Annotated in this window: 23 protein-coding genes; 16 read left to right on the top strand and 7 right to left on the bottom strand. The window is 71.2% G+C overall.

Annotated features, from left to right (window positions below):
• Positions 1 to 22 precede the first annotated feature (22 nt).
• A complete protein-coding gene (locus ACFMQL_RS10765; protein ID WP_364068295.1) occupies positions 23 to 643 on the top strand; it encodes an HAD family hydrolase in 621 nt (206 codons plus the stop codon).
• Positions 644 to 736: 93 nt separating this feature from the next.
• Positions 737 to 1,132 carry a cold-shock protein gene (locus tag ACFMQL_RS10760; RefSeq protein ID WP_364068293.1) on the top strand — a complete coding sequence of 132 codons (396 nt, stop codon included), beginning with the start codon at positions 737 to 739 and terminating at the stop codon, positions 1,130 to 1,132.
• 212 nt (positions 1,133 to 1,344) lie between these two features.
• Here the strand turns inward: ACFMQL_RS10760 and ACFMQL_RS10755 are convergent, their stop codons facing one another.
• The gene (locus tag ACFMQL_RS10755; protein ID WP_378785485.1) at positions 1,345 to 2,862 is read right to left on the bottom strand and encodes an MFS transporter; all 1,518 of its coding nucleotides are present in this window, start codon (positions 2,860 to 2,862) and stop codon (positions 1,345 to 1,347) included.
• 678 nt (positions 2,863 to 3,540) lie between these two features.
• On the opposite strand from ACFMQL_RS10755, the gene ACFMQL_RS10750 reads away from it, so the two are divergent.
• On the top strand, positions 3,541 to 4,338 hold the full coding sequence (locus ACFMQL_RS10750) for a DUF3027 domain-containing protein (protein ID WP_364068289.1): 798 nt from the start codon (positions 3,541 to 3,543) through the stop codon (positions 4,336 to 4,338).
• 85 nt (positions 4,339 to 4,423) lie between these two features.
• Positions 4,424 to 7,477, top strand: coding sequence for a sacsin N-terminal ATP-binding-like domain-containing protein (locus tag ACFMQL_RS10745; RefSeq protein WP_378785484.1), 3,054 nt, complete (start codon positions 4,424 to 4,426; stop codon positions 7,475 to 7,477).
• Between the two features lie 9 nt (positions 7,478 to 7,486).
• On the opposite strand, the gene ACFMQL_RS10740 is transcribed toward ACFMQL_RS10745, so the two are convergent.
• The gene (locus ACFMQL_RS10740; RefSeq protein WP_364068285.1) at positions 7,487 to 7,789 is read right to left on the bottom strand and encodes a hypothetical protein; all 303 of its coding nucleotides are present in this window, start codon (positions 7,787 to 7,789) and stop codon (positions 7,487 to 7,489) included.
• Positions 7,790 to 8,015: 226 nt separating this feature from the next.
• Between ACFMQL_RS10740 and ACFMQL_RS10735 the strand changes: the two genes are divergently transcribed.
• Entirely contained in the window at positions 8,016 to 8,591 is a 576-nt protein-coding gene (locus tag ACFMQL_RS10735) for a CGNR zinc finger domain-containing protein (protein ID WP_378785482.1), read from the top strand.
• 119 nt (positions 8,592 to 8,710) lie between these two features.
• Here ACFMQL_RS10735 and ACFMQL_RS10730 read toward each other — a convergent pair whose 3' ends face one another.
• The gene (locus ACFMQL_RS10730; protein ID WP_378785480.1) at positions 8,711 to 10,189 is read right to left on the bottom strand and encodes an alpha/beta hydrolase; all 1,479 of its coding nucleotides are present in this window, start codon (positions 10,187 to 10,189) and stop codon (positions 8,711 to 8,713) included.
• Positions 10,190 to 10,727: 538 nt separating this feature from the next.
• The gene (locus ACFMQL_RS10725) at positions 10,728 to 10,940 is read right to left on the bottom strand and encodes a DUF2530 domain-containing protein (RefSeq protein WP_364068279.1); all 213 of its coding nucleotides are present in this window, start codon (positions 10,938 to 10,940) and stop codon (positions 10,728 to 10,730) included.
• Positions 10,941 to 11,022: 82 nt separating this feature from the next.
• Between ACFMQL_RS10725 and ACFMQL_RS10720 the strand changes: the two genes are divergently transcribed.
• The 3 genes from ACFMQL_RS10720 to ACFMQL_RS10710 all read left to right on the top strand — a co-directional run bounded on the left by ACFMQL_RS10720 (position 11,023) and on the right by ACFMQL_RS10710 (position 14,305).
• The gene (locus ACFMQL_RS10720; RefSeq protein WP_364068277.1) at positions 11,023 to 12,462 is read left to right on the top strand and encodes an NCS2 family permease; all 1,440 of its coding nucleotides are present in this window, start codon (positions 11,023 to 11,025) and stop codon (positions 12,460 to 12,462) included.
• Between the two features lie 143 nt (positions 12,463 to 12,605).
• Positions 12,606 to 13,058 carry a MarR family transcriptional regulator gene (locus ACFMQL_RS10715; RefSeq protein WP_364068275.1) on the top strand — a complete coding sequence of 151 codons (453 nt, stop codon included), beginning with the start codon at positions 12,606 to 12,608 and terminating at the stop codon, positions 13,056 to 13,058.
• A gap of 23 nt (positions 13,059 to 13,081) precedes the next feature.
• A complete protein-coding gene (locus ACFMQL_RS10710; RefSeq protein WP_364068273.1) occupies positions 13,082 to 14,305 on the top strand; it encodes an MFS transporter in 1,224 nt (407 codons plus the stop codon).
• Positions 14,306 to 14,509: 204 nt separating this feature from the next.
• Here the strand turns inward: ACFMQL_RS10710 and ACFMQL_RS10705 are convergent, their stop codons facing one another.
• Positions 14,510 to 14,935, bottom strand: a complete 426-nt coding sequence (locus tag ACFMQL_RS10705; RefSeq protein ID WP_364068271.1) for an ATP-binding protein — start codon at positions 14,933 to 14,935, stop codon at positions 14,510 to 14,512.
• Positions 14,936 to 15,140: 205 nt separating this feature from the next.
• Here ACFMQL_RS10705 and ACFMQL_RS10700 point away from each other — a divergent pair, with 205 nt between their 5' ends.
• From ACFMQL_RS10700 to thpR, 3 genes are all read left to right on the top strand, one after another.
• Positions 15,141 to 15,965 (top strand): helix-turn-helix transcriptional regulator, encoded by an 825-nt coding sequence (locus ACFMQL_RS10700; RefSeq protein WP_364068269.1) that lies wholly within the window; start codon positions 15,141 to 15,143, stop codon positions 15,963 to 15,965.
• Entirely contained in the window at positions 15,958 to 16,176 is a 219-nt protein-coding gene (locus ACFMQL_RS10695; RefSeq protein WP_364068267.1) for a DUF397 domain-containing protein, read from the top strand. Before ACFMQL_RS10700 ends, ACFMQL_RS10695 begins: the two co-directional genes overlap by 8 nt.
• A 61-nt stretch (positions 16,177 to 16,237) precedes the next feature.
• Entirely contained in the window at positions 16,238 to 16,795 is a 558-nt protein-coding gene (gene thpR, locus ACFMQL_RS10690) for an RNA 2',3'-cyclic phosphodiesterase (RefSeq protein WP_364068265.1), read from the top strand.
• 193 nt (positions 16,796 to 16,988) lie between these two features.
• Here thpR and ACFMQL_RS10685 read toward each other — a convergent pair whose 3' ends face one another.
• Positions 16,989 to 17,957: an aldo/keto reductase gene (locus ACFMQL_RS10685; RefSeq protein WP_364068263.1), complete on the bottom strand. Its 969-nt coding sequence runs from the start codon at positions 17,955 to 17,957 to the stop codon at positions 16,989 to 16,991.
• Positions 17,958 to 18,078: 121 nt separating this feature from the next.
• Between ACFMQL_RS10685 and ACFMQL_RS10680 the strand changes: the two genes are divergently transcribed.
• Both ACFMQL_RS10680 and ACFMQL_RS10675 read left to right on the top strand, forming a co-directional pair.
• Entirely contained in the window at positions 18,079 to 19,323 is a 1,245-nt protein-coding gene (locus ACFMQL_RS10680; RefSeq protein WP_378785476.1) for an MATE family efflux transporter, read from the top strand.
• 48 nt (positions 19,324 to 19,371) lie between these two features.
• Positions 19,372 to 20,400 (top strand): hypothetical protein, encoded by a 1,029-nt coding sequence (locus tag ACFMQL_RS10675; RefSeq protein WP_364068260.1) that lies wholly within the window; start codon positions 19,372 to 19,374, stop codon positions 20,398 to 20,400.
• Positions 20,401 to 20,638: 238 nt separating this feature from the next.
• On the opposite strand, the gene ACFMQL_RS10670 is transcribed toward ACFMQL_RS10675, so the two are convergent.
• Positions 20,639 to 21,082, bottom strand: coding sequence for a hypothetical protein (locus tag ACFMQL_RS10670; protein WP_364068258.1), 444 nt, complete (start codon positions 21,080 to 21,082; stop codon positions 20,639 to 20,641).
• A gap of 69 nt (positions 21,083 to 21,151) precedes the next feature.
• Here ACFMQL_RS10670 and lhgO point away from each other — a divergent pair, with 69 nt between their 5' ends.
• The 3 genes from lhgO to ACFMQL_RS10655 are packed head-to-tail and all read left to right on the top strand — an operon-like array spanning position 21,152 to position 24,500.
• Positions 21,152 to 22,378: an L-2-hydroxyglutarate oxidase gene (gene lhgO / locus ACFMQL_RS10665; RefSeq protein WP_364068256.1), complete on the top strand. Its 1,227-nt coding sequence runs from the start codon at positions 21,152 to 21,154 to the stop codon at positions 22,376 to 22,378.
• Between the two features lie 17 nt (positions 22,379 to 22,395).
• Positions 22,396 to 23,088: a response regulator transcription factor gene (locus ACFMQL_RS10660; RefSeq protein WP_364068254.1), complete on the top strand. Its 693-nt coding sequence runs from the start codon at positions 22,396 to 22,398 to the stop codon at positions 23,086 to 23,088.
• Positions 23,088 to 24,500, top strand: a complete 1,413-nt coding sequence (locus ACFMQL_RS10655; RefSeq protein ID WP_378785473.1) for a sensor histidine kinase — start codon at positions 23,088 to 23,090, stop codon at positions 24,498 to 24,500. The genes ACFMQL_RS10660 and ACFMQL_RS10655 overlap by 1 nt, the downstream gene beginning before the upstream one ends.
• Positions 24,501 to 24,534: the final 34 nt, after the last annotated feature.

Genomic DNA, 24,534 nt, shown 5'->3' with positions numbered 1-24,534 from the left:
GAGCGTTTGGCATCCTTCACACGTGACGACTTCGGTGGGATTCGACCTTGACATGACATTGGCGGACACGCGGGAGGGCATCGCGGCCGTTTACGACGAGCTGGCCGTGCGATTGGGCGTGCCTTTTGACAGTGCGGCGATCGTGCAACGGCTGGGGCCGCCGTTGGAGGTGGAGCTGGCCAACTGGTTGCCGCCCGAGGAGGTGCCCGCGGCCGCCGACCTGTATCGCGAGATATATCCGAAAATCGGAGTTCCGGTGCACAAGCCCATGGCCGGCGCGTACGAGGCGATCGACGCCGTGCGCCGCGCCGGCGGCCGGGTCATCGTCGTGACCGGCAAGAATCCCCGGGACGCGGTCGGCACCGTGCGGACGCTGGGCCTGGAGGTGGACGAAGTGGTCGGCTCGCTTTTCGGTGCGGCCAAGGGATCGGCACTCGCGCGCTTCGGCGCGGCGGCTTATGTTGGTGACCATGTCGCGGACATCGAGGCGGCACGCGCAGGCGGCGCCGTGAGCGTGACAGTCGCGACCGGTCCTTACACGGTGGGAGAGCTGCGTGAGCACGGAGCGGATGTGGCACTGGGCGACCTGACCGAATTCGCCGCCTGGTTCGACCGATGGTGCGATCAAGGGGCTCCCGCGTAATTCTCCGGCATTTACCCGGTCGCCCTGGCGCTTCCCGGGGCATAACCTACTTCCATCCGTCCTTCTTTTCGACTGTTTGAACGAGGTCCTCCTGTGCCGAGTGGCAAGGTCAAGTGGTACGACGCCGACAAGGGATTCGGCTTCCTCACCCGCGACGACGGCGGTGAGGTCTTCGTGCATTCATCCGCGCTGCCCGCCGGTGCGGGGCCGCTCAAGCCCGGCCAGAAGGTCGAGTTCGGCGTTGCCGAGGGCCGCCGGGGCCAGCAGGCGCTGTCGGTCAGGATCTTGGAGCAGCCGCCGTCGCTCGCCAAGGTCAAGGCCAAGAGCAAGCGGAAGAAGCCGGACGAGATGGTGGTCATCGTCGAAGACCTGATCAAGTTGCTCGACGACGTCTCGACGTCGTACCGGCGGGGCAAGCACCCCGATGCCGGGCACGCCAGGAAGATCGCCCAGGTCCTCCGCGCCGTCGCCGACGACCTCGACGCCTGACACCCCGCCCCCACCCCATACGGCACGATTTCGGGTCCGCTCCTCCCTGCTCGCGAGGGAGGAGCGGCAACGCGGCGTCCCCCGTTCCGTTCCTCGTGAGGACGGCCGTTCCGCACCCTCTGCGGCTTCGCCGTCGCCTGAGACAGGGTGCGGGCTACGTGAGAGAGTCCTTTGGAGCGCGTCCTTCACCGGGGGAGGCCGGTGTCCGCCGATCAGGTGTTGGGGTTCGTCAGGGGCTTGGTGGGGTCGACAGGGTCCGGGCGGTGCGCAGGCTCGGCGGTGGCGCGTTCGCGGTCAAGCCGTTCCTCGACCGCGCGTACGCGACGGCGCCGGGTCGCCAGGAGCCGGCCGAGCGCGGCCGTCAGCGCGACGGCGAGCGTGACCAGCCCGGCCGTGCTGCTCCGCGTGAGCGACAGCACCAGCCCCACCAGCCCGCCGAACACCCACGCGAGCTGCAACACCGCCTCGACCACGCCGAACGTGGACGACCGCACCTCCTCGCCGATCTCCCGCTGCACGATCGCGTCGAGCGCGAGCTTGCCCAGCTCCTGCGCGAAGGCGGTGACGAGGGAGATGCCCAGCGCCGCCCAGACGCCGAAGAAGACGGCGGTGAGGATGATGGCGACCACGGTGACGGCCAGCGTGAGCAGCACGATGAGCTGCGGCGCGTTCTTACGCGTCCAGTTCGCGACCACGGCACCGGCCAGACCGCCGAGCCCGGCCGCGCCCGCCAGCAGTGCGATCGTCTTCGTCACGTCGAAGAACGGGTCGCGCGCCGCCGGATCGTCGGCCGACAGCCACGGCACGGCCGCGTCCTGCACCAGGAAGAGCAGGAAGAACAGCAGGAAGCCGGAGAAGACGCGGATGGCCACGTTCGCCCAGACGGCCTCCGCGACCGTGGGGCCGACCTTGAGCAGCGTGCGCCAGCGCGGCGCGGCGCCTTCCTCCTCCAGGTCGGGCGAGTCGACGTGGCGCGGCAGGCGTACGGCGACGACACCGAGCAGCAGGAACGCCACCATCGCGACGCGCAGCACCACCGCGCTGCCCAGCCACGCGGTCAGCCCCGCGCCGATCGGCACCACGATCCCGGCGGAGACCAGCGTGAACAGCGCCACCCGCGCGTTCGCCGACACGAGCGTGATGTCGGCGGGCAGCACCGACGGCATGATCGCCGCCCGTGACACGTTGTACGCCTTCGACAGCACCAGCACGCCGAGCGCCCCGATGAACAGCGTGGGCAGGTCACCGGGTCCCACGGCGGCGGCCATCGCGAAGCAGAGCAGGCCGCGCCCGAACAGCGTGCCGGCCATGACATAGCGCCGGCCCGATCGGAAACGGTCGAGTATCGGCCCCACGAACGGCGCGAGCAGCGCGAACGGCAACATCGTGATGACCAGGTAGAGCGCGACCGAGCCGCGGGCCTCGCCGACCGGGACGCCGAAGAACACGGTGCTGGCGAGCGCGACGGTGACGAGCGCGTCGCCGGCGCTGTTGCCCGCCGACAGCTCGATCAGGCGGCCGAGCCCGGTGCGGCCCGCGCCGTTGGCGTGGGTGAGCCGCCGGGTGGCCTGGCCGACCTTGCGCGCTCCCGTGGCCGTGGCCTTGCCCGCTCGTATGGTGCCGCTCGCGGTGGCCTTGGTCGCGCGCGCGGTCGCACGTCCCGCGTCGGCGGCGCCGCGCGCCACCCGCCGCGAGATCTCGCGTGCTCGCTCCCAGCCACCACCCTCCACGCCTTCCAGTCTTACCCGACCGGCTACGCGATCTCAGTGCGGGTCCGGCCTCCGACCTCGGCTGCTTCGCCGGCGGTGGTTCCGGCTGACGTCGAACGCGACCGGTGCCTCGCGGGCACTCGCCTCCGCTGGTGTGCGCCCACCGGGCGACTTGACCTGAGGCACGTGTGCCGGGCACCGCGGCGTCACCCGTCGCGGCGGCGGCACGCCGGGCGCGGTCAGTGGGGCCGACGCCGGCTCGGCGTGTGTGCGGATCGCCGGCCTGGGGAGGCGCGGGGGGATGGGCGGACGAAGGGGGCAGGCCGTCGGCGGGGAGGCCCGTCGGTGGGCATGGAGGCTCGTTGGGCGGGTGGCGAGGCCCGCCGGAGGGAGGGGAGGCGCGCCGGTGGGCAGGGTGGTCGATGTGCGGCGGGGAGGTCGGTGGGCGGGGTGGTCGCGGTGCGGCGGGAGGTCGGTGGGCGGGGTGGGCTGAGGCGGTGAGGTGTTGGGGCGGTGAGGTGTTCAGGCGGCGTCCGGGTGGTGGGAAGGGTGGGTTTCGGAAAGTGAGAAGGGCGGGTTCCGATCGGTGGGAAGGTGCGGGGGATTTGGGGGCGGGATGCGCGGTTGTGGGCCCCGCGGGTCCTTCGATGGGTGAGAATGAAGTGTGAGCGAACAGCACCTTTCGGCGGAGGCGGGCCGATGAGCCGCACCAGGGCCCGTGTCTCCGCTCCCGACCAGGCCTGTGTCGCCGCCGTCGATCTGGCGCGCGCCGCGGCCGAGGAGCTCGCGCGGCCGGGCGAGCCCGGCGAGCACCTCGGCTACGAGAGCGAAGGCGACCGGATCGTCACCCACTACTTCGCCTGCCAGGATCGCGCCTATCGCGGCTGGCGCTGGGCCGTCACCGTCACGCGTGCCTCGCGCGCGCGTAAGGTCACGGTCAGCGAGGCGTGCCTGCTGCCCGGCGCGGGCGCGCTGCTGGCGCCCGAGTGGCTGCCGTGGAGTGAGCGGCTGCGTCCTGGCGACCTCGGCGTGGGCGACCTGCTGCCGACCCCTGAAGACGACGACAGGCTGGCGCCGGGTTTCACAGAGACCGACGACGACGTCGAGCATCAGGCGGTTTTCGAGTACGGCCTGGGCCGAGCACGTGTGCTCTCGGCCATCGGCAGAGACCGGGCTGCCAGACGCTGGCACTCGGGCGAGCACGGGCCGCACACGCCGATCGCACACGCCGCTCCCGCGCAGTGCTCCACCTGCGGCTTCTACTGGATGCTCTCGGGTGGTCTGCGGCAGATGTTCGGAGTTTGCACTAACGAGTACGCACCCGACGACGGCAAGGTCGTCTCGGCCGACCACGGCTGCGGCGCCCATTCCGAGGCCGCGGTGCAGCCGCCGCCCGTCGAGCAGGCGATCCCGATCCTCGACGACCTGGGCTACGACCTCATGGAGGAGGAGGGCTCGGTCGACGAGTCGGCTTCCGAGGAGCTCGGCCACTCCTGATCGTGAGTGTCGGTTCCTGATCGTGAGTGTCGGTGAAGGCCGCTAACCTACGGTGGCCCCCAACCCTCTACCAGGATCGTGATCGATGAGCGACACCTACGGCACTGACCGGATGCGCGCGGCCGTCCTGTCCGCGTGGACGGCTTCGCCCGCCCGGTTCCGCGAAGACGCCAACGCGGAGGAGGACTTCGCGCTCGGCGGTTACCGCGACCGGCTGATCGTCGAGCTGGCCCAGAACGCGGCCGACGCGGCGCTGCGGGCGGGCGTGCCTGGAGTGCTGCGGCTGACGTTGCGCGGCGAGGTGCTGACGGCCGCCAACACGGGCGCGCCGCTCGACCGTACAGGAGTGGAGAGCCTGTCCACGCTGCGCGCCTCGGGCAAGCGTGACGAGGCGGGCGCGGCGGGCAGGTTCGGTGTCGGGTTCGCGGCGGTGGTGTCGGTCTGCGACGCGCCAGCGATCGGCTCGCGCGGCCACGGCGCGGTCCGCTGGTCCCGTACGGAGACGGCGGCCCTGGTGGCCGACATCCCCGAGCTGGCCGGTGAGCTGGCCGACCGGGGCGGCCATGTGCCGCTGCTGCGGCTGCCGTTCGACGAGCCGCCGTTCATCGACATCCCCGAAGGCTTCGACACGCTCGTACGCCTGCCGCTGCGTGACAAGGACAGCGTCGAGGCGGTCCGGCGGATGCTGGCCGAGACCAGCCCGGCGCTGCTGCTGGGCCTGCCTGCGCTGGAGCGCATCGAGATCGAGCTCGACGGCGAGACCCGCACGGTGGTCGCCGAGGGCTGGCACGTGGTGTCGGAGTCCGGCGAGTTCACCCAGGAAGAGGTCGCGAGGCTGTTCGCCGACCGGCCCACCGAGGAGCGGGCCCGCCCCTACTGGTCGCTGCGCTGGGCCGTCCCCGTCACCGAGACGGGCGAGCCGGGGCCGCTGCCGTCCACCGTGCCGCCGGTGCTCCACGCGCCGACGCCGAGCGACGAGCCGATCGACCTGCCCGCGCTGCTGATCGCGTCGTTCCCGATGGCCACCGACCGGCGCCACGTCGCCAAGGGTCCGCTGACCGACTTCCTGGTCGAGCGGGTCGCCGACGCCTACGTACGCCTGCTGCGCGAGCTGCCCCGCACGCCCAAGCTGCTCGACCTCGTGCCGTCGCTGATGGGCAAGGGCGAGCTCGACGCCCGCATCCGGCGGGCGGTGCTGGAGCGGCTGCCCGGCACGCCGCTGCTGCCCGCGCTGTCGGCGCCCGCGCCCGTGGTGGAGACCCCGTCGTTCGCCGAGGAGCGGGTCTACGAGCCCGACGCCGAGTGGCGGGTCGAGCATCCCGTGCCCGAGCCCGAGGGTGACGGCTGGGTGGTGTCGGGCCGCGAGGCGTCCGTCGTGCCGGGGGCCTCGTCGGAGTTCCTGGCGGCGGTGTCCGACTTCGTACCCGGCCTGCTGCCCTCCGGCTGGAACGCCCGCCATCCCGCGATGGCCTCGCTCGGCGTGCGCCGGGTGGAGCTGGCCGACGTGGTCGACATGCTGTCGGGCGAGGCGCTGGAGGGGCGCGAGCCGTCGTGGTGGCGTTCGCTCTATGAGGTGCTGCCGGTCGACGACCCCGAGTCGCTGGGCGCGCTGCCGGTGCCGCTGACCGACGGCCGGCTCGTACGCGGCCCGCGCGGCACCCTCATCCTCAGCGACGGCGGCGCCGAGCTCGACCTGACCCCGCTGGGGCTGCGCATCGTGCACCCCGAGGCGGCCCATCCCGTGCTGCTGCGGCTCGGCGCGGCCGAGGCGACGCCCCGCACGGTCCTCGAAGACCCGCTGACCAAGGCCGCGGTCGCGCAGTCGCTCGACAGCCCAGACCCCGAGCCGGTGGCGAAGGCGGTGCTGTCGCTGGTCGAGGCGTCGGGGCTGGCGCCCGGCGAGGCTCCGTGGCTGGCCGAGCTGGCGCTGCGCGGCACCGACGGCGACCTCTACCCGGCCGGCGAGCTGATGCTGGCCGACGGCGCGCTGGCCGGGCTGCTGGAGCCCGACACGCACCTCGGCGTGGCGGCGTCCGAGCTGGAGGAGACCTACGGGCCGAGGGTGCTGGCGGCGGCCGGCGTGCTCGACGGGTTCGCCGTCGTACGCGACGCCGACGTGCTGCTCGACCCCGACGACTGCGACCACGACCTCGACGGCGAGGCCGACTGGATCGACCACGTGCTCGACCTGCTGCCCGACCTCGACGTGCCGCCGTTGATCCCCGAGTTCATGGCCGTACGCGACCTGGAGCTGGTGGCCGACTGGCCGGCCGCGCTGCGGCTGCTGACCACCCCGCCGCTGCGCGCCGCGCTGCACCCGCTGCGCATCCAGGGCGTGGAGGTGCCGTCCTACACCGCGTGGTGGCTGGCCAACCATCCGGTGCTCGACGGCCGCAAGCCGCTTGAGCTGCGGCTGCCCGGCGCCGACCCGCTGCTTCAGGGCCTTTACGCCGACGCGCCCGCCGGGCTCGACGAGGCCGCGCTGTCCATGATCGGCGTCCGTACGACGCTGCCCGAGCTGCTGGCCTCCCACGGCGGCCCCGAGGAGCTGCTCGACCTGATGGCCGACGAGTCGATCGAGGTGGACCGGGCGCAGCTGCGGGCGCTGTGGGTGGCGCTCGCGGGTGTGGACCCGTCGCGGGTGGCGCCGCCCGCCAAGGTGCGTGCCGTGCTCGGCGGCGACATCGTGGTGGCCTCGGCCGATGACGCCGTCGTGGTGGAGGCGCCCGACCTGCTCCAGCTCGTCACCGACAGGCCGCTGATCCTGGCCCCGTACGACCTGGCCGAGGCGCTGTCCGAGCTGCTCGACCTGCCGCTCGCCGGTGAGCTGACCGCCGGTGAGGTCACCTCGGAGGGCGTCACACGGCCGGTGCCGGCCGAGGTGCGCTCGCTGCTGCCCACCGCGCCCGAGACGTACGTCGAGCACGAGAAGCTGCTGGTCGACGGCGTGGAGTGCGCGTGGCGCTACTTCGAGGGCACGGTCCACTGCACGGGCGTCGACGGGCTGGCGAGGGGGCTTGCCTGGGCGACCGGCCAGTGGAACGACCGGCTCGCGGTGGCCGCGCTGCTGCGCGACCCTGCGGCGGTGCCGCTGCTGCTCGCCGAGGCCGACCTGGCCGAGTCCGTGCTGAACCTCTGAGGTCCGGTCTCATCTCGTCGTCAGGCCGGGGCGGCCGAGCAGCGGCCTGACGACGAGCGGCTGCGCGACGGCCAGGAGCAGGGCGATGAGCGCCAGCGTGCCCCACAGCCCCGTGGGTCCCGCGTACGCGATGAGCCGGGTGGCGCACAGCGGGGCGAGCACGAGGGCGAATCCCCACGAGGTGCCGTAGACCGACAGGTAGCGGGCACGCGCGTGCTCGGGGGCGATGCCGGACACCTGAGCGTATATGCGGCCGAACATCAGCAGCTCGCCGCCGCCTAGCACGACCGTGGCGGCGAGGTGGCCGGGCACCGAACGCGGCCGTGATGAGCCCCGCGATCGCGGGATCGGTGCCGAAACCGGTGGTGAGCAGGACGGTGAGGAAGCCTACGGAGAAGGCTCCGAGCCGGTTGACAGCCCGTGCGAGCAGCAGCCACCACACGGTGCGCGGCATCTGAGCGTGTCCCCCTGCGATGACCATCGAAAGTGATAACGTGAGTTACCGATGCACGCTATGGGCTTACAGGTGACTGGTCAAGTGCTGTTCGATAGTCATGTGGCGATCCTGCTCGACACGGCGGTCGGGCTCGTCAACGCGCTGACCGACGGTCACCAGGGCAGCAGGCCGTACACCGCGCCTAGAGGCGATGCGCTCCCGGCGGCCATCGAGGAGGTGCTGCCGGGTGGGGTGACGGTGTCCATGGACGAGGCGCTCTACCTGGCGAGCACCACGCTCAAGGTGCGGCGGGTCTTCGAGGCCATGGAGGCCGGCAGGGAGGACGATGCCGCCGCCGTCGTCAACGCCCTCATCATCAGCACCGGCGCCCGGCCGCAGCTCGACCGGGCGCCGGGGGAGCCCTGGCAGGTGCACTTCCACGGGGCCGACGACTCGATCTCCGTCGGCTGGAGCGCGGGCTTCGCCTCCGCGCTCACCCTGGCCATCGGCAGCGACCTGGGCGGGCGGCTCGGAGTCTGCCGGGCCGAGCCGTGCGACCGCGTGTACGTCGACTCCTCACGCAACGCCGTACGCCAGTTCTGCTCGCGCTCGTGCCAGAGCCGCGTCAAGGCGGCGGCCTTCCGCGCCCGCATGAGCTCTGGCAGCGGCCCTGTCTGAGCGGCACAGACGGGCGCCTACCGCCCCGTCTTGAGCGGTCACGACGAGCGGCTTGGCATGGAAGGCCCGCCCAGGCTGCCCCCGCTGTGCCTGGGCGGGCCGTGATGCCGGCCTGGTCGTCAGGCGGGGCAGGTGGTGCCGGAGGCGGGGAGCTTGCCGTCCACCAGGTACGCGTTCACCAGCCCCGCCACGCACTGGCTGCCGCTCAGGTAGGCGCCGTGGCCCTCGCCCTCGTACGTGACCAGGACGCCCGTCTTGAGCTGGTCGGTGAGTTTCGTCGCCCACTCGTACGGCGTGGCCGGGTCGCCCTTGCCGCCGATGACCACGATGGGGGCCGAGCCGGTGGCGTCGATGCGCTTGGCCGCGTCGTCCCCCTCCACCGGCCAGTGGGCGCACGCCGAGGTGGAGCCGCCGGTCGCCAGGATGGGGAAGATCTTGCGAACGCGGGCGTCCAGCTTCGCGGCCTCGGCGAGGGTGGGCCGCTCGCTGGTGTCGGCGCAGTTGATGGCGAGCAGGCTGCTCATCATCGTGTTGTACGTCCCGTCGGCGCGCCGCCCGGTGTAGGCGTCGGCCAGCGAGAGCAGTATGGAGGCGTCGCCCTTGCGCGCGGCGGCCACGGCCTGCTCGAGCACCGGCCAGGTCTGCTCGGCGTAGAGCGGGGTGATGACGGCGAACTGGGCCAGCCCGTACGTCAGCTCGCGCTCGCCCACCTTGATGGGCTTGGTCTCGAGCTGTTCGAGCAGGTTCACCACGGTCTTTTCGACCTCGGCGGGTGAGCCGCCGATCTCGCAGCCCTTGGCGACGCAGTCCTTGGCGAACGCCTCGAAGGCCGCGTCGAACCCGCGCGCCTGGGTGACCGCCCGCTCCTCGAACGTCCCCGTCGGGTCGAAGGCGCCGTCGAGCACGAAGCGGCCGACGTTCCCGGGGAAGTGGGTGGCGTAGACGGCGCCGAGGTGGGTGCCGTAGGAGAAGCCGAGGTAGTTGAGCTTGTCGTCGCCGAGCGCGGCCCGCAGCAGGTCGAGGTCCTTGGCGGCGTTCACGGTGCCGACGTGCGGCAGGACCTTGCTGGAGTCCTTTTCGCAGGCGGCGGCGAACTCCGCCGCGAGCTTGTCCTGGTCGGCGCTGGGGCCGGCGGAGAGGAATTCGTCGACGGTGTCGCCGCAGCGTACGCCGGCGCTGCGATCGACGCCGCGCGGGTCGAAGCTGACCAGGTCGTAGCGGTTGCCCAGCGCCGCGAATATGGGCGCGGTGGTGGCGAGGGTGTCCACGCCCGACGCGCCGGGGCCGCCGAAGTTGAACACGAGCGAGCCGAGGCGCTCGCCGGTGGCCTTGACGCGGATGAGGGCGAGGTCCATCTTCTCGCCGTCCGGCTTGGCGTGGTCGAGGGGGACCGGCAGCTTGCCGCACTCGACGCCGGGGCCGGGGGTGGCGGGCTTGCCGTCGGCGCCGATGAGGTCGGTGCAGGGGCCCCAGGCGATCGCGCCCGCCTGGCCGTCGCTCGTCGCCGGGGTCGTGGCGGGCGGTGTGGTGGAGCCTCCGGTGCCGCAGGCGGTCAGGAACGCAGCTCCCAGAAGGAGCGTCACGATGGGCTTCTTCATGCCGTCCAGCATGATTTGGCGGGCATATGCCGATGTAGTGGGTGATAACACCACTTCCTGATGACTTCGGCGAGCGGCCCGGGATGACGAATGTCAGCTCCCACCGAGGACCCCTGTCAGAACCCCCTCGTCGTCCGCCGCCCTCCACCGCATCGTGTCGGTCACCCGTCGCCTGCTCCGGCGCCTCGCCGCCAGGCTCTGCCGTCTTGCCGTCCCGCCGCCCTGCCGTGCTGTCCGGTCTCAGCGCCTCGCCGCTCCGCTCCAGTGCCCCGCCGCCCGGTCGGCGCGCCACGGGGTCAGGGGGACGCCCTGGTGGCCGAGGGTGGTTGGGGTGGGGAGGGCCGGAGGAATGGCTGTCAGTTGGGCGATTACGACGGGAACGGGGGTGGAAGTGCGGGGCGAGGGAAGGGCGTCGGCGCTGCGGGTTGGCGTGCGTGGGGCGGGGTGCGGGTGCCGGCTCGGCCGGCTGTGTGGGGCGGGGTGCGGGTGCCGGCTCGGCCGGCTGTGTGGGGCGGGGTGCGGGTGCCGGGGCCGGGGGTCAGTTGCGGCCGGGGCGGCGGACGAACCAGATACCGAAGAGGCCGAAGGCCACGCCCGTCACGCAGGTCCAGATCCACCACGTGTTCTCAGGCACAGGGCGGAAGATCAGCAGGACGACCAGCGCGAGCGCCCAAAGGCCGGTGCCGACGGCGATGGCGGCCGTGTCGTTCGTTTTGATGGGCGGCGGGTCGGGATGCCACTGCTTGTCCACGTATCCAGCCTAGCTTCCAATAGGGTCTCGATCTCATCACTGGCTCTTTTCGCAGCTCACGACCTACTGCCACTCTTCGCCCGTGAGTGACACTCGTTCTGCAATCGACCGTTTCTTCGCGATCTCCGAACGCGGCTCGACGATCTCCCAGGAGATACGTGGCGGTCTGGCCACGTTCTTCACCATGGCGTACATCGTCGTGCTGAACCCTCTGATCATCGGCACCGGCAAGGACGTGACCGGCGAGTACATCGGCGACGGCTCCGCCCCCAACATCGCGCTGGTCGCCGCGGGCACGGCCTTCGTGGCCGGTGTGATGTCGATTCTCATGGGCGTCATCGGCAAGGTGCCGTTCGCCATGGCGGCCGGGCTCGGATTGAACGCCTTCGTGACGTTCACCATCGCCTCGGTGATGACCTGGGAAGAGGCCATGGGCCTGGTCTTCCTTGAGGGCATCATCATCACGATCCTGGTGCTGACCGGGCTCAGGACGGCGATCTTCCATGCCATCCCCGCCCCGTTGAAGACCGCGATCAGCGTGGGCATCGGCCTGTTCATCGCGCTCATCGGGTTCGTGGACGCCGGGTTCGTCCGCAAGGCGGAGGGCACGCCGCTGGAGCTGGGCATCGCCGGCAACCTCACCTCGTGGCCGATCTTCGTTTTCATCGTCGGCCTGCTCGCCACGGCCGCCATGGTCGCCCGCAAGGTCAAGGGTGCGATCCTCATCGGCATCGTCGGCACCACGATCCTGGCGATCATCGTGGAGGCGATCGCCAAGGCCGGGTCGTTCTCGCCCGACAATCCCGGCGGCTGGCAGCTCAACCGCCCCACCGTGCCCGACGAGATCTTCGGCTTCCACAACCCGCTGACGCTGTTCACCGAGTTCGACCCGTTCGGCGGCTTCGTACGCATCGATGTGCTGCTGGCGGGGCTGTTCGTGTTCACCCTGCTCATCACCGACTTCTTCGACACCATGGGCACGATGGTCGGCGTCGGCCGCCAGGCGGGCCTGGTGCAGGAGGACGGGACGCTGCCGCGTACCAAGCAGATCCTGCTCGTCGACTCGATCGGCGCGGCGGCCGGCGGCGCGGGCTCGGTCTCCTCCAACACCACCTACATCGAGTCGGCGGCGGGTGTCGCCGAGGGCGCGCGCACCGGCCTGGCCAGCGTGGTCACCGGCGTGCTCTTCCTCATCGCCATCTTCTTCGCGCCGCTCGTCACGGTCGTGCCGTACGAGGCCGCCGCCCCGGCGCTGGTGCTGGTGGGCTTCATGATGATGACCGCGGTCCGTGACATCGACTGGAACGACTTCGAGATCGCCATCCCGGCGTTCCTCACCGTCGTGATCATGCCGTTCACGTACTCGGTGTCGAACGGTATCGGCGCCGGCTTCATCAGCTACGTGCTGATCAAGGTCGTCCGCGGCAAGGCGCGCGAGCTGCACCCGCTGCTGTGGGTCGTGGCCGTGCTGTTCGGCCTGTACTTCGCGATCGGGCCCATCAGGGCGCTGCTCGGCATCTGAGAAACCGGCCGTACGGGGGACCCGAAGGACCGGTCAGGGAGCCGCTTCGCGCACGCGGGGCGGCTCTCGGGTATCAAGGGGGCAAGAGTCTTTGCTCAAGGAAATATCTTGCCATGCCGTATAGTTAGCAAAGGTAATGACTCATGCTAACCAACACCCAGCCAAAGATGGACCTGCGCAGCGACGCAGGTCTCGCTTCAGCGCTGCGCGTTTCACTCGCCAGGCTGAACCGAAGACTCCGACGACAGGCGGCGGCGCACTCACTGACGCCCACCCAGTTCGCGACACTCGCCGCAGTGGAACGGCATTCCGGGATAACCCCCGGCGAATTGGCCGAGCTCGAGAAGGTGCAGCCGCCCTCGATGACGCGCGTGATCGCCGCGCTCGAGGAGCGCGGCCTGGTCTCGCGCACCCCGCATCCGACCGACCGGCGGCAGGTGACCGTCTCGGTGACCGAGCCCGCCCAGAAGCTGCTGAAGGAGGAGCGCCGGCGCAAGGAGGCCTGGCTGGCGCAACGACTGAAGGAGCTGTCACCGGAGGAGAGAGCCGTGCTCAGACAGGCGGCGCCGATTCTGGAGAAGCTCAGCAAGATCTAGAGCCTGAAGAACCCAGGACCGGAATGTTCCGGTCTCTCAGGGTTCGCAACTACCGCATGTTCGCAGCCGGGGGCGCGGTCTCCAACGTGGGCACCTGGCTGCAGCGCACCGCCCAGGACTGGCTCGTCCTCGACCTGACGCACGGCAGCGCCTCCGCGCTCGGCACGGCCACCGCCCTGCAGTTCCTGCCGATGCTGCTGTTCGGGATGTTCGGCGGCGTGCTCGCCGACCGCTACCCCAAGCGGCCCATCCTCATCACGGCCCAGACCCTCATGGCCGGGCTCGCGCTGACCATCGGCATCCTGACGATGACCGGCAGCGCCCAGGTGTGGCACGTGTACGTGATGGCGTTCCTGCTCGGCATGATCTCCTGCGTGGAGGTGCCGACCCGGCAGGCGTTCGTGGTCGAGATGGTCGGCCGTACGGACCTGCCCAACGCGATCGCGCTCAACAGCTCCATCTTCAACCTGGCGCGCGTGGTCGGCCCGGCTCTGGCCGGTGTGCTGATCTACGTGCTGGGCGGCACCGGGCCGATCTTCCTGATCAACGCGCTGACGTTCGGCGGCGTGATCTCCAGCCTGGTCTTCATGCGCAAGTCCGAGCTGAACGAGTCCGAACCCGTGCCGCGGGCCAAGGGGCAGCTCCGCGAGGGCCTGAAGTACGTGCTGCAGCACGAGGAGATCCTCATGCCGGTGCTGCTGATCGCGTTCGTGTCGATGTTCTCGCAGTCGTTCTCGATGTCCATCGCGCTGATGGCGCGCGAGGTGTTCGGCGCGGGTGCGTCCTCGTTCGGGCTGGCCTCCAGCATGTTCGCGGTCGGCGCGCTCGCCGGCGCCCTGCTGGCCGCGCGGCGGGCCAGGCTGACCCGCAAGGTGCTGTTCGCGGGGGCGATCGGGTTCGGGCTGTTCCAGATCGCCACGGCCGTCGCGCCGTTCTACCCGATCTACCTGCTGCTGCTGGTGCCGACCGGGATCGCGTTGATCACCATCAACACGGCCGCGAACTCCAGCGTGCAGATCGCCACCTCGCCCGACATGCGGGGCCGCGTCATGGGCATCTACATGCTCGTCTTCACCGGCGGGGCGCCGCTCGGCGCGCCGCTGATCGGCTGGCTGTCCGAGCTGGGCGGCCCGCGGATGGGCGTGCTGCTCTCCGGCGTGCTGGTCCTCGTGGGCACGGGCCTGGCGGTGCTGATGACCCGCCTGATCACCGCTCGGGTGGGGAGGTCGGCGCTCGCGGTGGCATGAGTCATGAGCCCACGTCGTGGGTGCTGAACGTGGGGAGAGGCGGGCGTCCGTACGCGGGCGCCCGTTTTCTTTGCCCGGCTGTCCTCTGCCCGGGTCTTCTGCCCGGCTGTTCTTCGCCCGGCTGCTTCTTCGTACGGCTATCCGTACGGCTGAGTGCGCGGCTTTCCGTGCTGAGTACACGGCTTTCCGTACGGCTGAGTGCCGTCAGCGGGCGAACAGGGCCCAGACGACGCGTTCGCCTATCCGCGTCAGGCCCGTGCCCCAGCAGCCGCCCGTCAGGCCGTGCACCAGCCACAGGCCACGCCCCCGTGTGTCCTCGGGCCCCGGCGTGCGCGGCAGCGGCACATCTCCGTTCCTGCCCGGGTCGATGACGGCGAGCCGCCAGTAGTGCCGGCCCTCCTCCTGTACGGGGAGCAGGCTCATCCGCACCCACGGGCCGCCTCCGTGCTCCAGCGCGTTGGCCACCAGCTCGGAGGCGGCGAGCTGGAGATCCGCCAGCGCCGGATGGTCCGGCACCCACTCGCGCAGCTCGCGCCGCGCCAGCGCCGGCAGCCGGCCCGGGTCGTCCAGGTCGTCGATGAGCCAGACCTTCACGCTGGTGTACGAGTTCGCTGCTACCGCTCTCTGCATGGTCACCTCGGCCCGTCAGGCGTACAACGCCGATCCCGGCTCGTACGCTCTCCCGCCGCACGCCATCCGGCGCGCGCTGGAGGGGTCTCATCAGCATGGGCTTTCATCGGCCGGGTTGGGGGCGGAATTCGGGCGTACAGTTTCCGTACAGTTAGTAGCCGAGCACGGTGCGTGTCGATCCGCCGAGCTACCCAAGGAGCGCGATATGGCACCAGAGGGGGACGATCCGAGCAGAGAGGCGTGGCGGGAGTACGCCAGGCGGCAGCGCAGCTTCCGGCTGGGCAGGGGCCTGAGCCAGGAGCGCCTGGCGAGCCTGCTGCCGTACAGCGAGAGCGCCGTGGGCCACGTCGAGCGCCTCGTGCGCAAGCCCACCGGCGACTACACGCGCGCGGTCGAGCGGGCGCTCGGCCTGGACGGCCAGCTCATGGAGCTGGTGCCGGTGATCCAGGGGCAGACCATGGCCCCGAAGTGGTTCAGGGAGTGGCCGAGGGTCGAGACGTCGGCGCACACGATCCGTACGTGGGAGCCGATGCTGATCCCCGGCCTGCTCCAGACGGAGGGCTACGCGACGCGGGTGTTCCTGGGCGAGCCGGGGGCCACCGACGAGGAGACGCGGCAGGCGGTGCGCTTCCGGATGCACCGGCAGTCCGTCTTCTCCCGCGCCCGCCCGCCGCTGTACTCCGCGCTCATCGACGAGAGCGTCCTGCGGCGCCCCGTCGGCGGGAAGGAGGTGATGCGGGCGCAGCTGGCCAAGATCCTCGACGTCCTGCGTCCTCCGTACGTCACGGTGCGCATCGTGCCGCTGGCCGCGGGCCTGACGACGGGCTGTCTCGGCGCGTTCGAGGTGGCGACGCTCATGGACGGCGGCGCGGACCACGCCTATTTGGAAAGCGCGGAGGAAGGGCGGGTCACTTGTCGCGCCGAGACCGTGCAAGCCCTTATCGTGCGGTGGGAGATTCTTTCCAGCATCGCGTACCCGGTCGATCAGAGCCGGGAGACGATCCGTGAGGTGATGGCGAGCTATGGCTGATGCGGGCGGGCTGACCGTTGGCGTGTGGACCAAGGCCAAGGCGTCGGGAGGAAACGGTGGCAGCTGCGTCGAGGTGATGCGGCGTGCCGACGACAGCGTTCTCGTGCGTGACACGAAGGACCGCGGGAAGGGGCCGGTGCTGACCTTCACCCGGGACGAGTGGCGCGCCTTCCTGGACGGTGCGTCCAAGGGGGAGTTCGACCTCTCCTGACGGGCCCGGCAGGCGGACGATCCTTTTTCCTGCCGCCGATGGTTCGGCAGGATGAGGAGATATGAGGTTGTTCGCGGCGGTGGTGCCGCCCGATGCGGTGCTGGACGAGATCGCCGACGCCATCGCCCCCTACGTCGGGCAGGTGCCCGGCCTGCGCTGGCCTGACCGTGCGCTGTGGCACATCACGCTCGGCTTCTTCGGCGAGGTGCCCGAGGCGGTGCTGCCGGAGCTGGAGGTGCGCCTGGCCCGGGCCGTACGCCGCCACTCCGCGCTCGACCTGGCCTTCGAAGGATTCGGAGCCTTCTCGTCCGCACGCCGGGCACGCGTGTTCTGGGCGGGCGTCACCGGCGACTCGATGGTCAGGCTGGCCGACTCCGTCAGGGCGGGCGCGCGGCGGGCCGGGGCCGCGCAGACGGACGAGAAACGGTTCCATCCGCATCTCACGCTGGCCCGCGCCAAGACGGAGACCGATCTGCGGCCGCTGGTCGAGGCGCTGTCGGGGTTCAGCGGGTCGCGGTGGCGGGCCGAGCGGGTACGGCTCGTCCGCAGCCACACCGGTCCCGCGATGAGGTACGAGTCACTCGCCGAATGGGCGCTGGCACCCGCCGAGCGGGGCTAGGCTCCAGGGCGTGGACCGTCCTCGCCCCTGGTTGCTGCCCGTCGTTCTGGGCCTGCTGCTGCTGATCGTGATCGTCGGAGCCGTGCTGGCCTGACCGCCCGGCTCGCCGGCGTGCGTGCCTGATGATGGGCCGCGTCGCCGACCGCCCAGGGCGGGCGGCCGGCGAACGGTCACACCTCAAGACGCGGCCGGCTTACCAGGCGTAGTCCTCCGGGGCGGTGCGGTGGCCCGGGAAGATCTCGTCCAGGCGGGCCAGCGCGGCCTCGTCCAGCTCGATCTCCAGGGCGCGCAGGCTGCCCTCAAGCTGCTCCATCGTGCGCGGGCCGATGATCGGCGCGGCGACCGCGCGCTGCTTGAGCAGCCAGGCCAGCGCCACGTTGGCCGGGTGCTCGCCCAGCTCGTCGCAGAACTTCTCGTACTGCTCGATCTTGTCGCGGTGCTTCTCGAGCTGCTTGACCATGTTGTCGGCGGCCGAGCGGCCCTTGTCGATCTTGCGCAGCACGCCGCCGAGCAGGCCGCCGGCCAGCGGGCTCCACGGGATCACGCCGAGGCCGTAGTCCTCGGCCGCGGGCAGCACCTCCAGCTCCGGCGCGCGGGTCAGCAGGTTGTAGTGGGTCTGCTCGCTGATCAGGCCCATGAAGTTGCGGCGGGCCGCCGTCTCCTGCGCCTTGGCGAGGTGCCAGCCGGCGAAGTTCGACGAACCCACGTAAATGATCTTGCCCTGCTGCCGCAGGACCTCCATGGCCTCCCAGAACTCCTCGAACGGGGTCAGCCTGTCGACGTGGTGTGCCTGGTAGATGTCGATGTAGTCGGTCTGCATCCGCTTCAGCGAGGCGTCGCACGCCCGGCGGATGTTGAGCGCCGACAGCCGGCGCTCGTTGGGCCAGTCGCCCATGTCGCCGTAGACCTTGGTCGCGATGACCGTACGCTCCCTGCGGCCCCCGCCCTTGGCGAACCACTTGCCCAGGATGGTCTCGGTGATGCCCTCGCCCTTGACACCGCCGTAGACGTTGGCCGTGTCGAAGAAGTTGATCCCCAGCTCGTGGGCCCGGTCCATGATGGCGAAGGAGTCCTCCTCCGTCGTCCGCGGGCCGAAGTTCATGGTGCCGAGGCAGAGCGGGCTCACCAGGAGTCCGCTGCGTCCGAGGTTGACGTAATCCATGGCTCACAACCCTAAAGACCTGGAGTGCACTCCAGGCCATACCATTTCTCGGGTGATTTCCGGCGCGACGGCATCCGGCGGCCGTCCCCCTTCCTTAGCGATCACCCTCCTGCGTTCGGCCGTGCCGATCTGTCTGGCGATGATCGCCGGAATGATCGGCTCGCTGCTGGTCACCTCGGTGCTCGGGCAGCACGACACGGTGACGCTGGCCGCGTACGCGGTGGTCACGGCCGTGCTCAACCCGGCCTCCTCGGCCGTGATGGGGGCGCTGCGCGGGCTCGGGCCGTTCGTCGCGCCCTTCCGCGACGACCCCGCGTCCGCCGTTCCGGTGATCCGCGACGCGCGCTGGCTCAGCCTGTCGGTCGGCACGATGGGCGCGCTCGCCGTCTTATGCGTGCCGCTGCTCGCCACGGCCACCGGGGTGCCCGGCCAGGTGGTGGCCGAGATGGGGCTGCTGCCCTGGTTCCTTGCGGGGTACGTGCTGCTCTTCGCCTCCACCGGCGGCGCGGGCACCATCCTGGTCGCGCTCGGCCGCAGCCGTAACATGCTCTGGCCCACCCTCGGCTTCGGCCTGGTGCAGGGCGGGCTCACCGCGCTGCTCGTGCCGTCGATGGGGCTGACCGGGGCGGGCATCGCCTGGCTGACGGGCGGCGTGGTGTCGGCGCTGGTGGGGGCGCTCAACGTACGGCTGGCCGTGGGCCGCCCGATCGGGCAGAGCCGGCCGCGGCCGCGCGAGATCGCCAAGCTGGCGCGGGTCAGCATCCCGCTGGCCGCCACCGTGCTCATCAAGTTCGCGGTGCTGGGCGCGGTGACGTTCGCGGCCGGCACCACGAGCCCCCGCGACACCGCCGCCCACGCCGTGCTGACCACGCTGACCAGCCTGATCATGATGATGTCGCTGGCCATCGCGCAGGCCGCGGTGCCGGAGATCGCCCGCGCCACCGACACCGCCGGCGCGCGGCGGGCCGGGCGGGTCGCCGCGCTGCTCGCCGTGTCGGGGACGCTCGTGATGGCGGCGCTGCTGCTTGTGGCGGGCGGGCCGCTGACGGCGCTGTTCACCGACGATCCAGCCGTGCGCGACCGGGTGCTCGGGCTGCTGCCGCTCATGCTGCTCTCGGCGGCGCTCGACGCCGCCCAGGCGGTGCGCGGCTTCGGTCTCACGGCGCTCAAGCGGTCGTCGTCCAGCCTGGGCTCCTTCGCGGTGGCATACGGGCTGCTGCTCCTCTCCGTCGTGCCCGTGGCGCGGACCTGGGGCATCACCGGGCTGTGGACGGCCATGACGGCGGCCAACGCGCTGCTGGTGGTGCTGCAGGGGCTGGGCTTCCACCGGCACAGCGCCAGGGTCGGCGCGGCCGTGACCGTCTGAGCGCGGCGTTGGGCCGGGATGCCCGGCTTGTGGTGCATGATGGCGAGCGTGGGGGACTTCGTGATCAGGATGCTCGCCGTCGTCGCGGCCGTGTGCCTGCTGCCCGCCGCGCCCGCGCTCGCGGCGCCCGGCGATGACGGCATGGAGAAGCTGTTCACCTTCCGGGACGAACGCATCACGGAGTCCAGCGGCCTGGCCGTGTCGCCGACCCACGACGGCGTCTACTACACCCACAACGACAGCTCAGCCGCCCCCGTCTTCTACGCGGTGGACGGCAAGGGGCGCACGCTCGCCACTTTCCATCTCCGTGGCGCCGAGGCCCGCGACTGGGAGGCCATGGCCGCGAGCAAGGACCCGGCGACCGGTCGCGGCGTGCTCTGGTTCGCCGACATCGGCGACAACCTCGACGGCGCGTGGCCCGACGTCTCCGTCTACAAGGTGGCCGAGCCGCGCACTCTCGCCGACGCCACGCTGCCCGCCGTCCGTTACCGCCTCCGCTACGCCGACGGGGCGCGCAACGCCGAGGGCATCATGGTGCACCCGAAGACCGGGCGGCTGTACGTCGTGTCCAAGGAGTTCGCCGGGTCGGTCTACGCCGCGCCGAAGAAGCTGCGCAGCGACCGGGTCAACGTGCTGCGCCGGGTCGCCTCCGCGCCCATCATGGCCACGGACGCCGCGTACGCGCCCGACGGGTCGTCGTACGTCGTGCGCACCTACTTCTCCGCCACCCTCTACAAGCCCAATGGCGAGGTGCTGGCCAGGGTGACGATGCCGGATCTGAAGCAGGCCGAGTCGATCGCGTACACGGCCGACGGCAAGGCGCTGCTCACCGGCAGCGAGGGGCCGCGCAGCCCGGTCTATCGGGTGCCGCTCCCGAGCTCCGCCGAGCCCTCACCCACACCGACGCCGACCCCGTCGGAGACGTCATCGAAGGACGGGGGCGGTGACGGTGAGAGCCCACAGGCGGCGCCCGCGGACTCGTCGGGCGGGCTGACCGGCAGGGACGTGCTCATCTGGCTGGCCGCCGCGGCCATCGCGATCAGCGTGATCACGTTCCTGGCCCGCCGCACCCGCTGAACCGCCGCCGGGTCTGTGGGCTTTCACCGGTGCCCGCGAGCTTTTGCCAGTGCACGCGGCTTTTGCTGGCACTCGCGGCTTTGCCGGTGCTCGCGAGCGCGCCCGCGTCTGCGCTCGTCAGCGCCCGTCAGGGCCGATCAGAGGCAGGGCAGGCTGGTCAGGCCGGGTCGGGGTTGGACAGGCTGGCCAGTCGGGCCGCTCAGGACCGGTCAGGGCTGGTCGGGCCGGTTGGGTCCGGTCAGGGCTGGTCGGGCCGGTTGGGTCCGGTCCGGTCGCGGCCGGTCGGTGCCGGTCGGGGACGGTGAGCGCGGCCTTCGGGGCGCATGGTGGCGGTGAACATGTCGCCTCTCAGCGCGCGCTCGACCACCTCGATCGAGCGCGACAGCCGCACCAGCCGCGGCCCCTCCTCGCGGTAGGTGTCGAGCACGGCCTCGATGGCGTGCGGCGGCAGGTGGCCCTTCAGGTCGACGGCGGCGGCGCGGTAGCCGGCGCGGGCGGCCTCGACGGCGGACTTCACGTGGTGGCGGGCCATCGCGGCCAGCGCCACGGGGTGCCGTCTGAGCACCTCGTACGCCCGATAGTCCGGCGGCACCGCATCGAGCAGCCAGGCCACGGCCGAGGTCTCCCAGTCGGGCACGCTGGGCGGGCGGACCTCGGCGGGCCACTCTGGCGGGACGTACATACCGCCAATCGTACTGAAGTTCGATTAAGGGTGGGAGGGCGCCCCGGCGCGGTCCCGGACCAGCCGGATATGGCGGCGACGGGCGGTAAGTCGGACAATCGGCGTGTGACGGAGAAGATCGGAGTCGTGGGCGCGGGCATCGTCGGGCTGGCGGTGGCGCGCGAGCTGGCCGGCACCAGAGGCGCCGAGGTGACCGTGCTGGAGAAGGAGGACCGCGTCGGGGCCCACCAGACCGGCCACAACAGCGGCGTCGTGCACGCGGGCATCTACTACCCGCCGGGCTCGCTCAAGGCGCGGCTCTGCAGGGAGGGCGTGGCGCTGCTCAAGGAGTACTGCTCCGGGCACGGGCTGCCGTACGAGGAGGTCGGCAAGCTCGTGGTGGCGAGCACCCGTGCCGAGCGGCCGCTGCTCGCGGCGCTGGCCCAGCGGGCGCGCGCCAACGGCGTGCCGGACGTCGCCGAGCTGGACGGGCTCGGGCTGCGCGAGATCGAGCCGCACGCGGTCGGCGTCGGCGCGATCCACTCGCCGCGCACCGCGATCTGCGACTTCCCCGCCGTCGCGCGCCGGCTCGCCCAGGACGTGGCCGAGCTGGGCGGCTCGGTACGCCTGTCCGCCCCCGTCAGGGCCATCAGGGAACGCGCGGGCAAGGTGGAGGTGGTGGCCGGGCGGCAGCGGCTGGCCTTCGACCGCCTGGTGGTCTGCGCCGGTCTGGGCACCGACGCGGTGGCCGAGATGGCGGGCGCGCCGGGCGAGGTGCGGATCGTGCCGTTCAGGGGCGAGTACTACGCGCTCAAGGGCGCCGCAGCCGGCCTCGTGCGCGGCCTGATCTACCCGGTGCCCGACCCGCGCTATCCGTTCCTGGGCGTGCATCTGACGCGGCGGATCGACGGGGGCGTGCTGGTGGGGCCGAACGCGGTGCTGGCGCTCGCCTACGAAGGCTACAAGTGGCGAAATCTCGGCAATTTTCGGCAAATCTTGGGGTGGCCGGGGACGCTGCGCATGGCCAGGGCCCACTGGCGTACCGGCATCAAGGAGATCTACGGCTCGCTCGTCAAGGGCGCGTTCTTCGAAGCCGCCCGCCGCTACGTACCCGAGCTGACCGCCGATGACCTGGAGAGAGCTCCGGGCGGCGTCCGCGCCCAGGCCGTCGCCAGAAACGGCCGCCTGGTGGACGACTTCGTCGTGGACGTGCACGGCAAGGTCGTCCTGGTCCGCAACGCGCCCTCACCCGCGGCCACGTCGAGCCTGGCGATCGCCCGGCACATTGCCGGAATTGTCCCAGCACTCGTCCGATGAGGGCATCCTTGGATGTGATGGAATCACGCCTGCTGATAGTCGAGGACGACCCGAACATCCTCGAACTCCTCGCCGCGAGCCTGAGGTTCGCGGGTTTCGACGTGACCACGGCTAAGAGCGGACTCGACGCCGTCGCCGCCGTCCAACGCCACCGCCCCGACCTCGTGGTGCTCGACGTCATGCTGCCCGACCTGGACGGTTTCGAGATCGTCAAGCGGATGCGCGGCGGCGGGATGCACACGCCGGTGGTGTTCCTGACCGCGCGCGACGAGACCGAGGACAAGATCCGCGGTCTCACGATCGGCGGCGACGACTACGTGACCAAGCCGTTCAGCCTGGAGGAGGTGGTCGCCAGGATCCACGCCGTGCTGCGCCGTACGAGCGGTGACGCGCAGGCGGCCCCGCCCAGGCTGACGTTCGCCGACATCGAGCTGGACGAGGAGAGCCACGAGGTGTGGCGCGGCGGCACCGCCGTCGCGCTGTCGCCCACCGAGTTCAAGCTCCTGCGCTACTTCATGACGAACGCGGGTCGCGTCCTGTCCAAGCCGCAGATCCTCGACCACGTGTGGGACTACGACTTCCGCGGCGAGGTGGGGATCGTCGAGTCGTACGTGTCCGTGCTGCGCCGCAAGATCGACAACCGGAGCCCCAGGCTCATCCACACCCTGCGCGGCGTCGGATACGTCATGCGCCTGCCGCCGGGCAGCTGATGCGCGGTCTGCCGCTGCGGATCAAGCTCATCGCGTCGATGCTGGCGCTGCTCGGCCTCGGCATGTTCTTCATCGGCCTGGTGAGCGTCTCCGTCCTGCACGGCTACCTGATCGACCGGGTGGACAGCCAGCTCCACCTGCTCAGCGCGCGCATGGAGAAGAAGGTCAGGAGCGACTGGCGTAAGGACAGGGAGACGCCCGAGCGGCCGATCCTCATCGAGTCCGACGCGATCGCGCTGGTCAAGGAGCGGGGCGGCGAGTTCGTCCCCATGCTGAACGACCGCGACGTGGACGCCAAGCCGAAGCCCGTGCTCGCGGCCAGGCCGGGCCACGAGCCCTACACCGCGCCCGCCGTGAGCGGCGACGGCGAGTGGCGGGTGCTGGAGACCGAGGGGCCGTGGCGCACGCTCGTCGTCGCGGTCGACCTGGAAGAGGTGGACGCCATCACCCGCAGGCTCGTGCTCATCGAGCTGTGCGGCGGTGGCGGGATCCTGCTCATCCTGGCGGTCGCCGGCGTCACGATCGTGCGGCGCAGCATGCGTCCGCTGGCCGAGATCGAGCGTACGGCCGAGGCCATCGCGGGCGGCGAGCTGGGCCGCAGGGTGCCCGACGGCGACCCCCGCACCGAGGTGGGCGGCCTGGCCAGGTCGCTCAACGGCATGCTGGCCCAGATCGAGGCCGCGTTCGCCGCCAGGTCGGCCTCCGAGGCCGCGGCCCGCCGCTCGGAGGACCGCATGCGGCAGTTCGTCGGCGACGCCTCCCACGAGCTGCGCACCCCGCTCACCTCGATCTGCGGTTTCGCCGAGTACGCCAGGCAGAACCCGCAGGCCGACTCCGCCGAGCTGATGCAGCGCGTGGAGAAGGCGGCGGCCAGGATGAGCCTGCTGGTGGACGACCTGCTGCTGCTCGCCAGGGTGGACCAGCAGCGTCCGCTGCGCATGCAGCCGGTGGACATGCTGGCGCTGGCGGCGGACGCCGTACAGGATGCCCGGATCCTCGCCCCCGACCGGGAGATCAAGCTGGACGTGGTCGGCGGTGCGGCGCTCATCGTCTCCGGCGACGAGGTGCGGCTGCGCCAGGTCATCAGCAACCTCGTCACCAACGCCATCGTGCACACCGAGCCGGGCTCCCCGATCGTGGTGCGGGCCGGCGGCACCGCCGACAAGGTGTTCGTCGAGGTCGTCGACAGTGGCCCAGGACTCACGCCCGAGCAGGTCGAGCACGTCTTCGAGCGCTTCTACCGGGCCGACTCCGCCCGCTCGCGCCGCCGCTCCGCCGAGGACCGCGGCAGCGGCCTGGGCCTGGCCATCGTGCAGGCCCTCGTCGAGGCCCACGACGGCACCGTCACCGTGCAGAGCTCGCCCGAGGCCGGCTCCACCTTCCGCGTCGAACTCCCACTCGCCTTGGAGTGAGCGTTCAGCTAACCCTCAGAATGCTGCGTCACTC

Source organism: Nonomuraea fastidiosa (assembly GCF_042751225.1).
GTDB lineage: Bacteria > Actinomycetota > Actinomycetes > Streptosporangiales > Streptosporangiaceae > Nonomuraea > Nonomuraea fastidiosa.
This window is presented reverse-complemented; position numbering and strand designations above follow the sequence as displayed.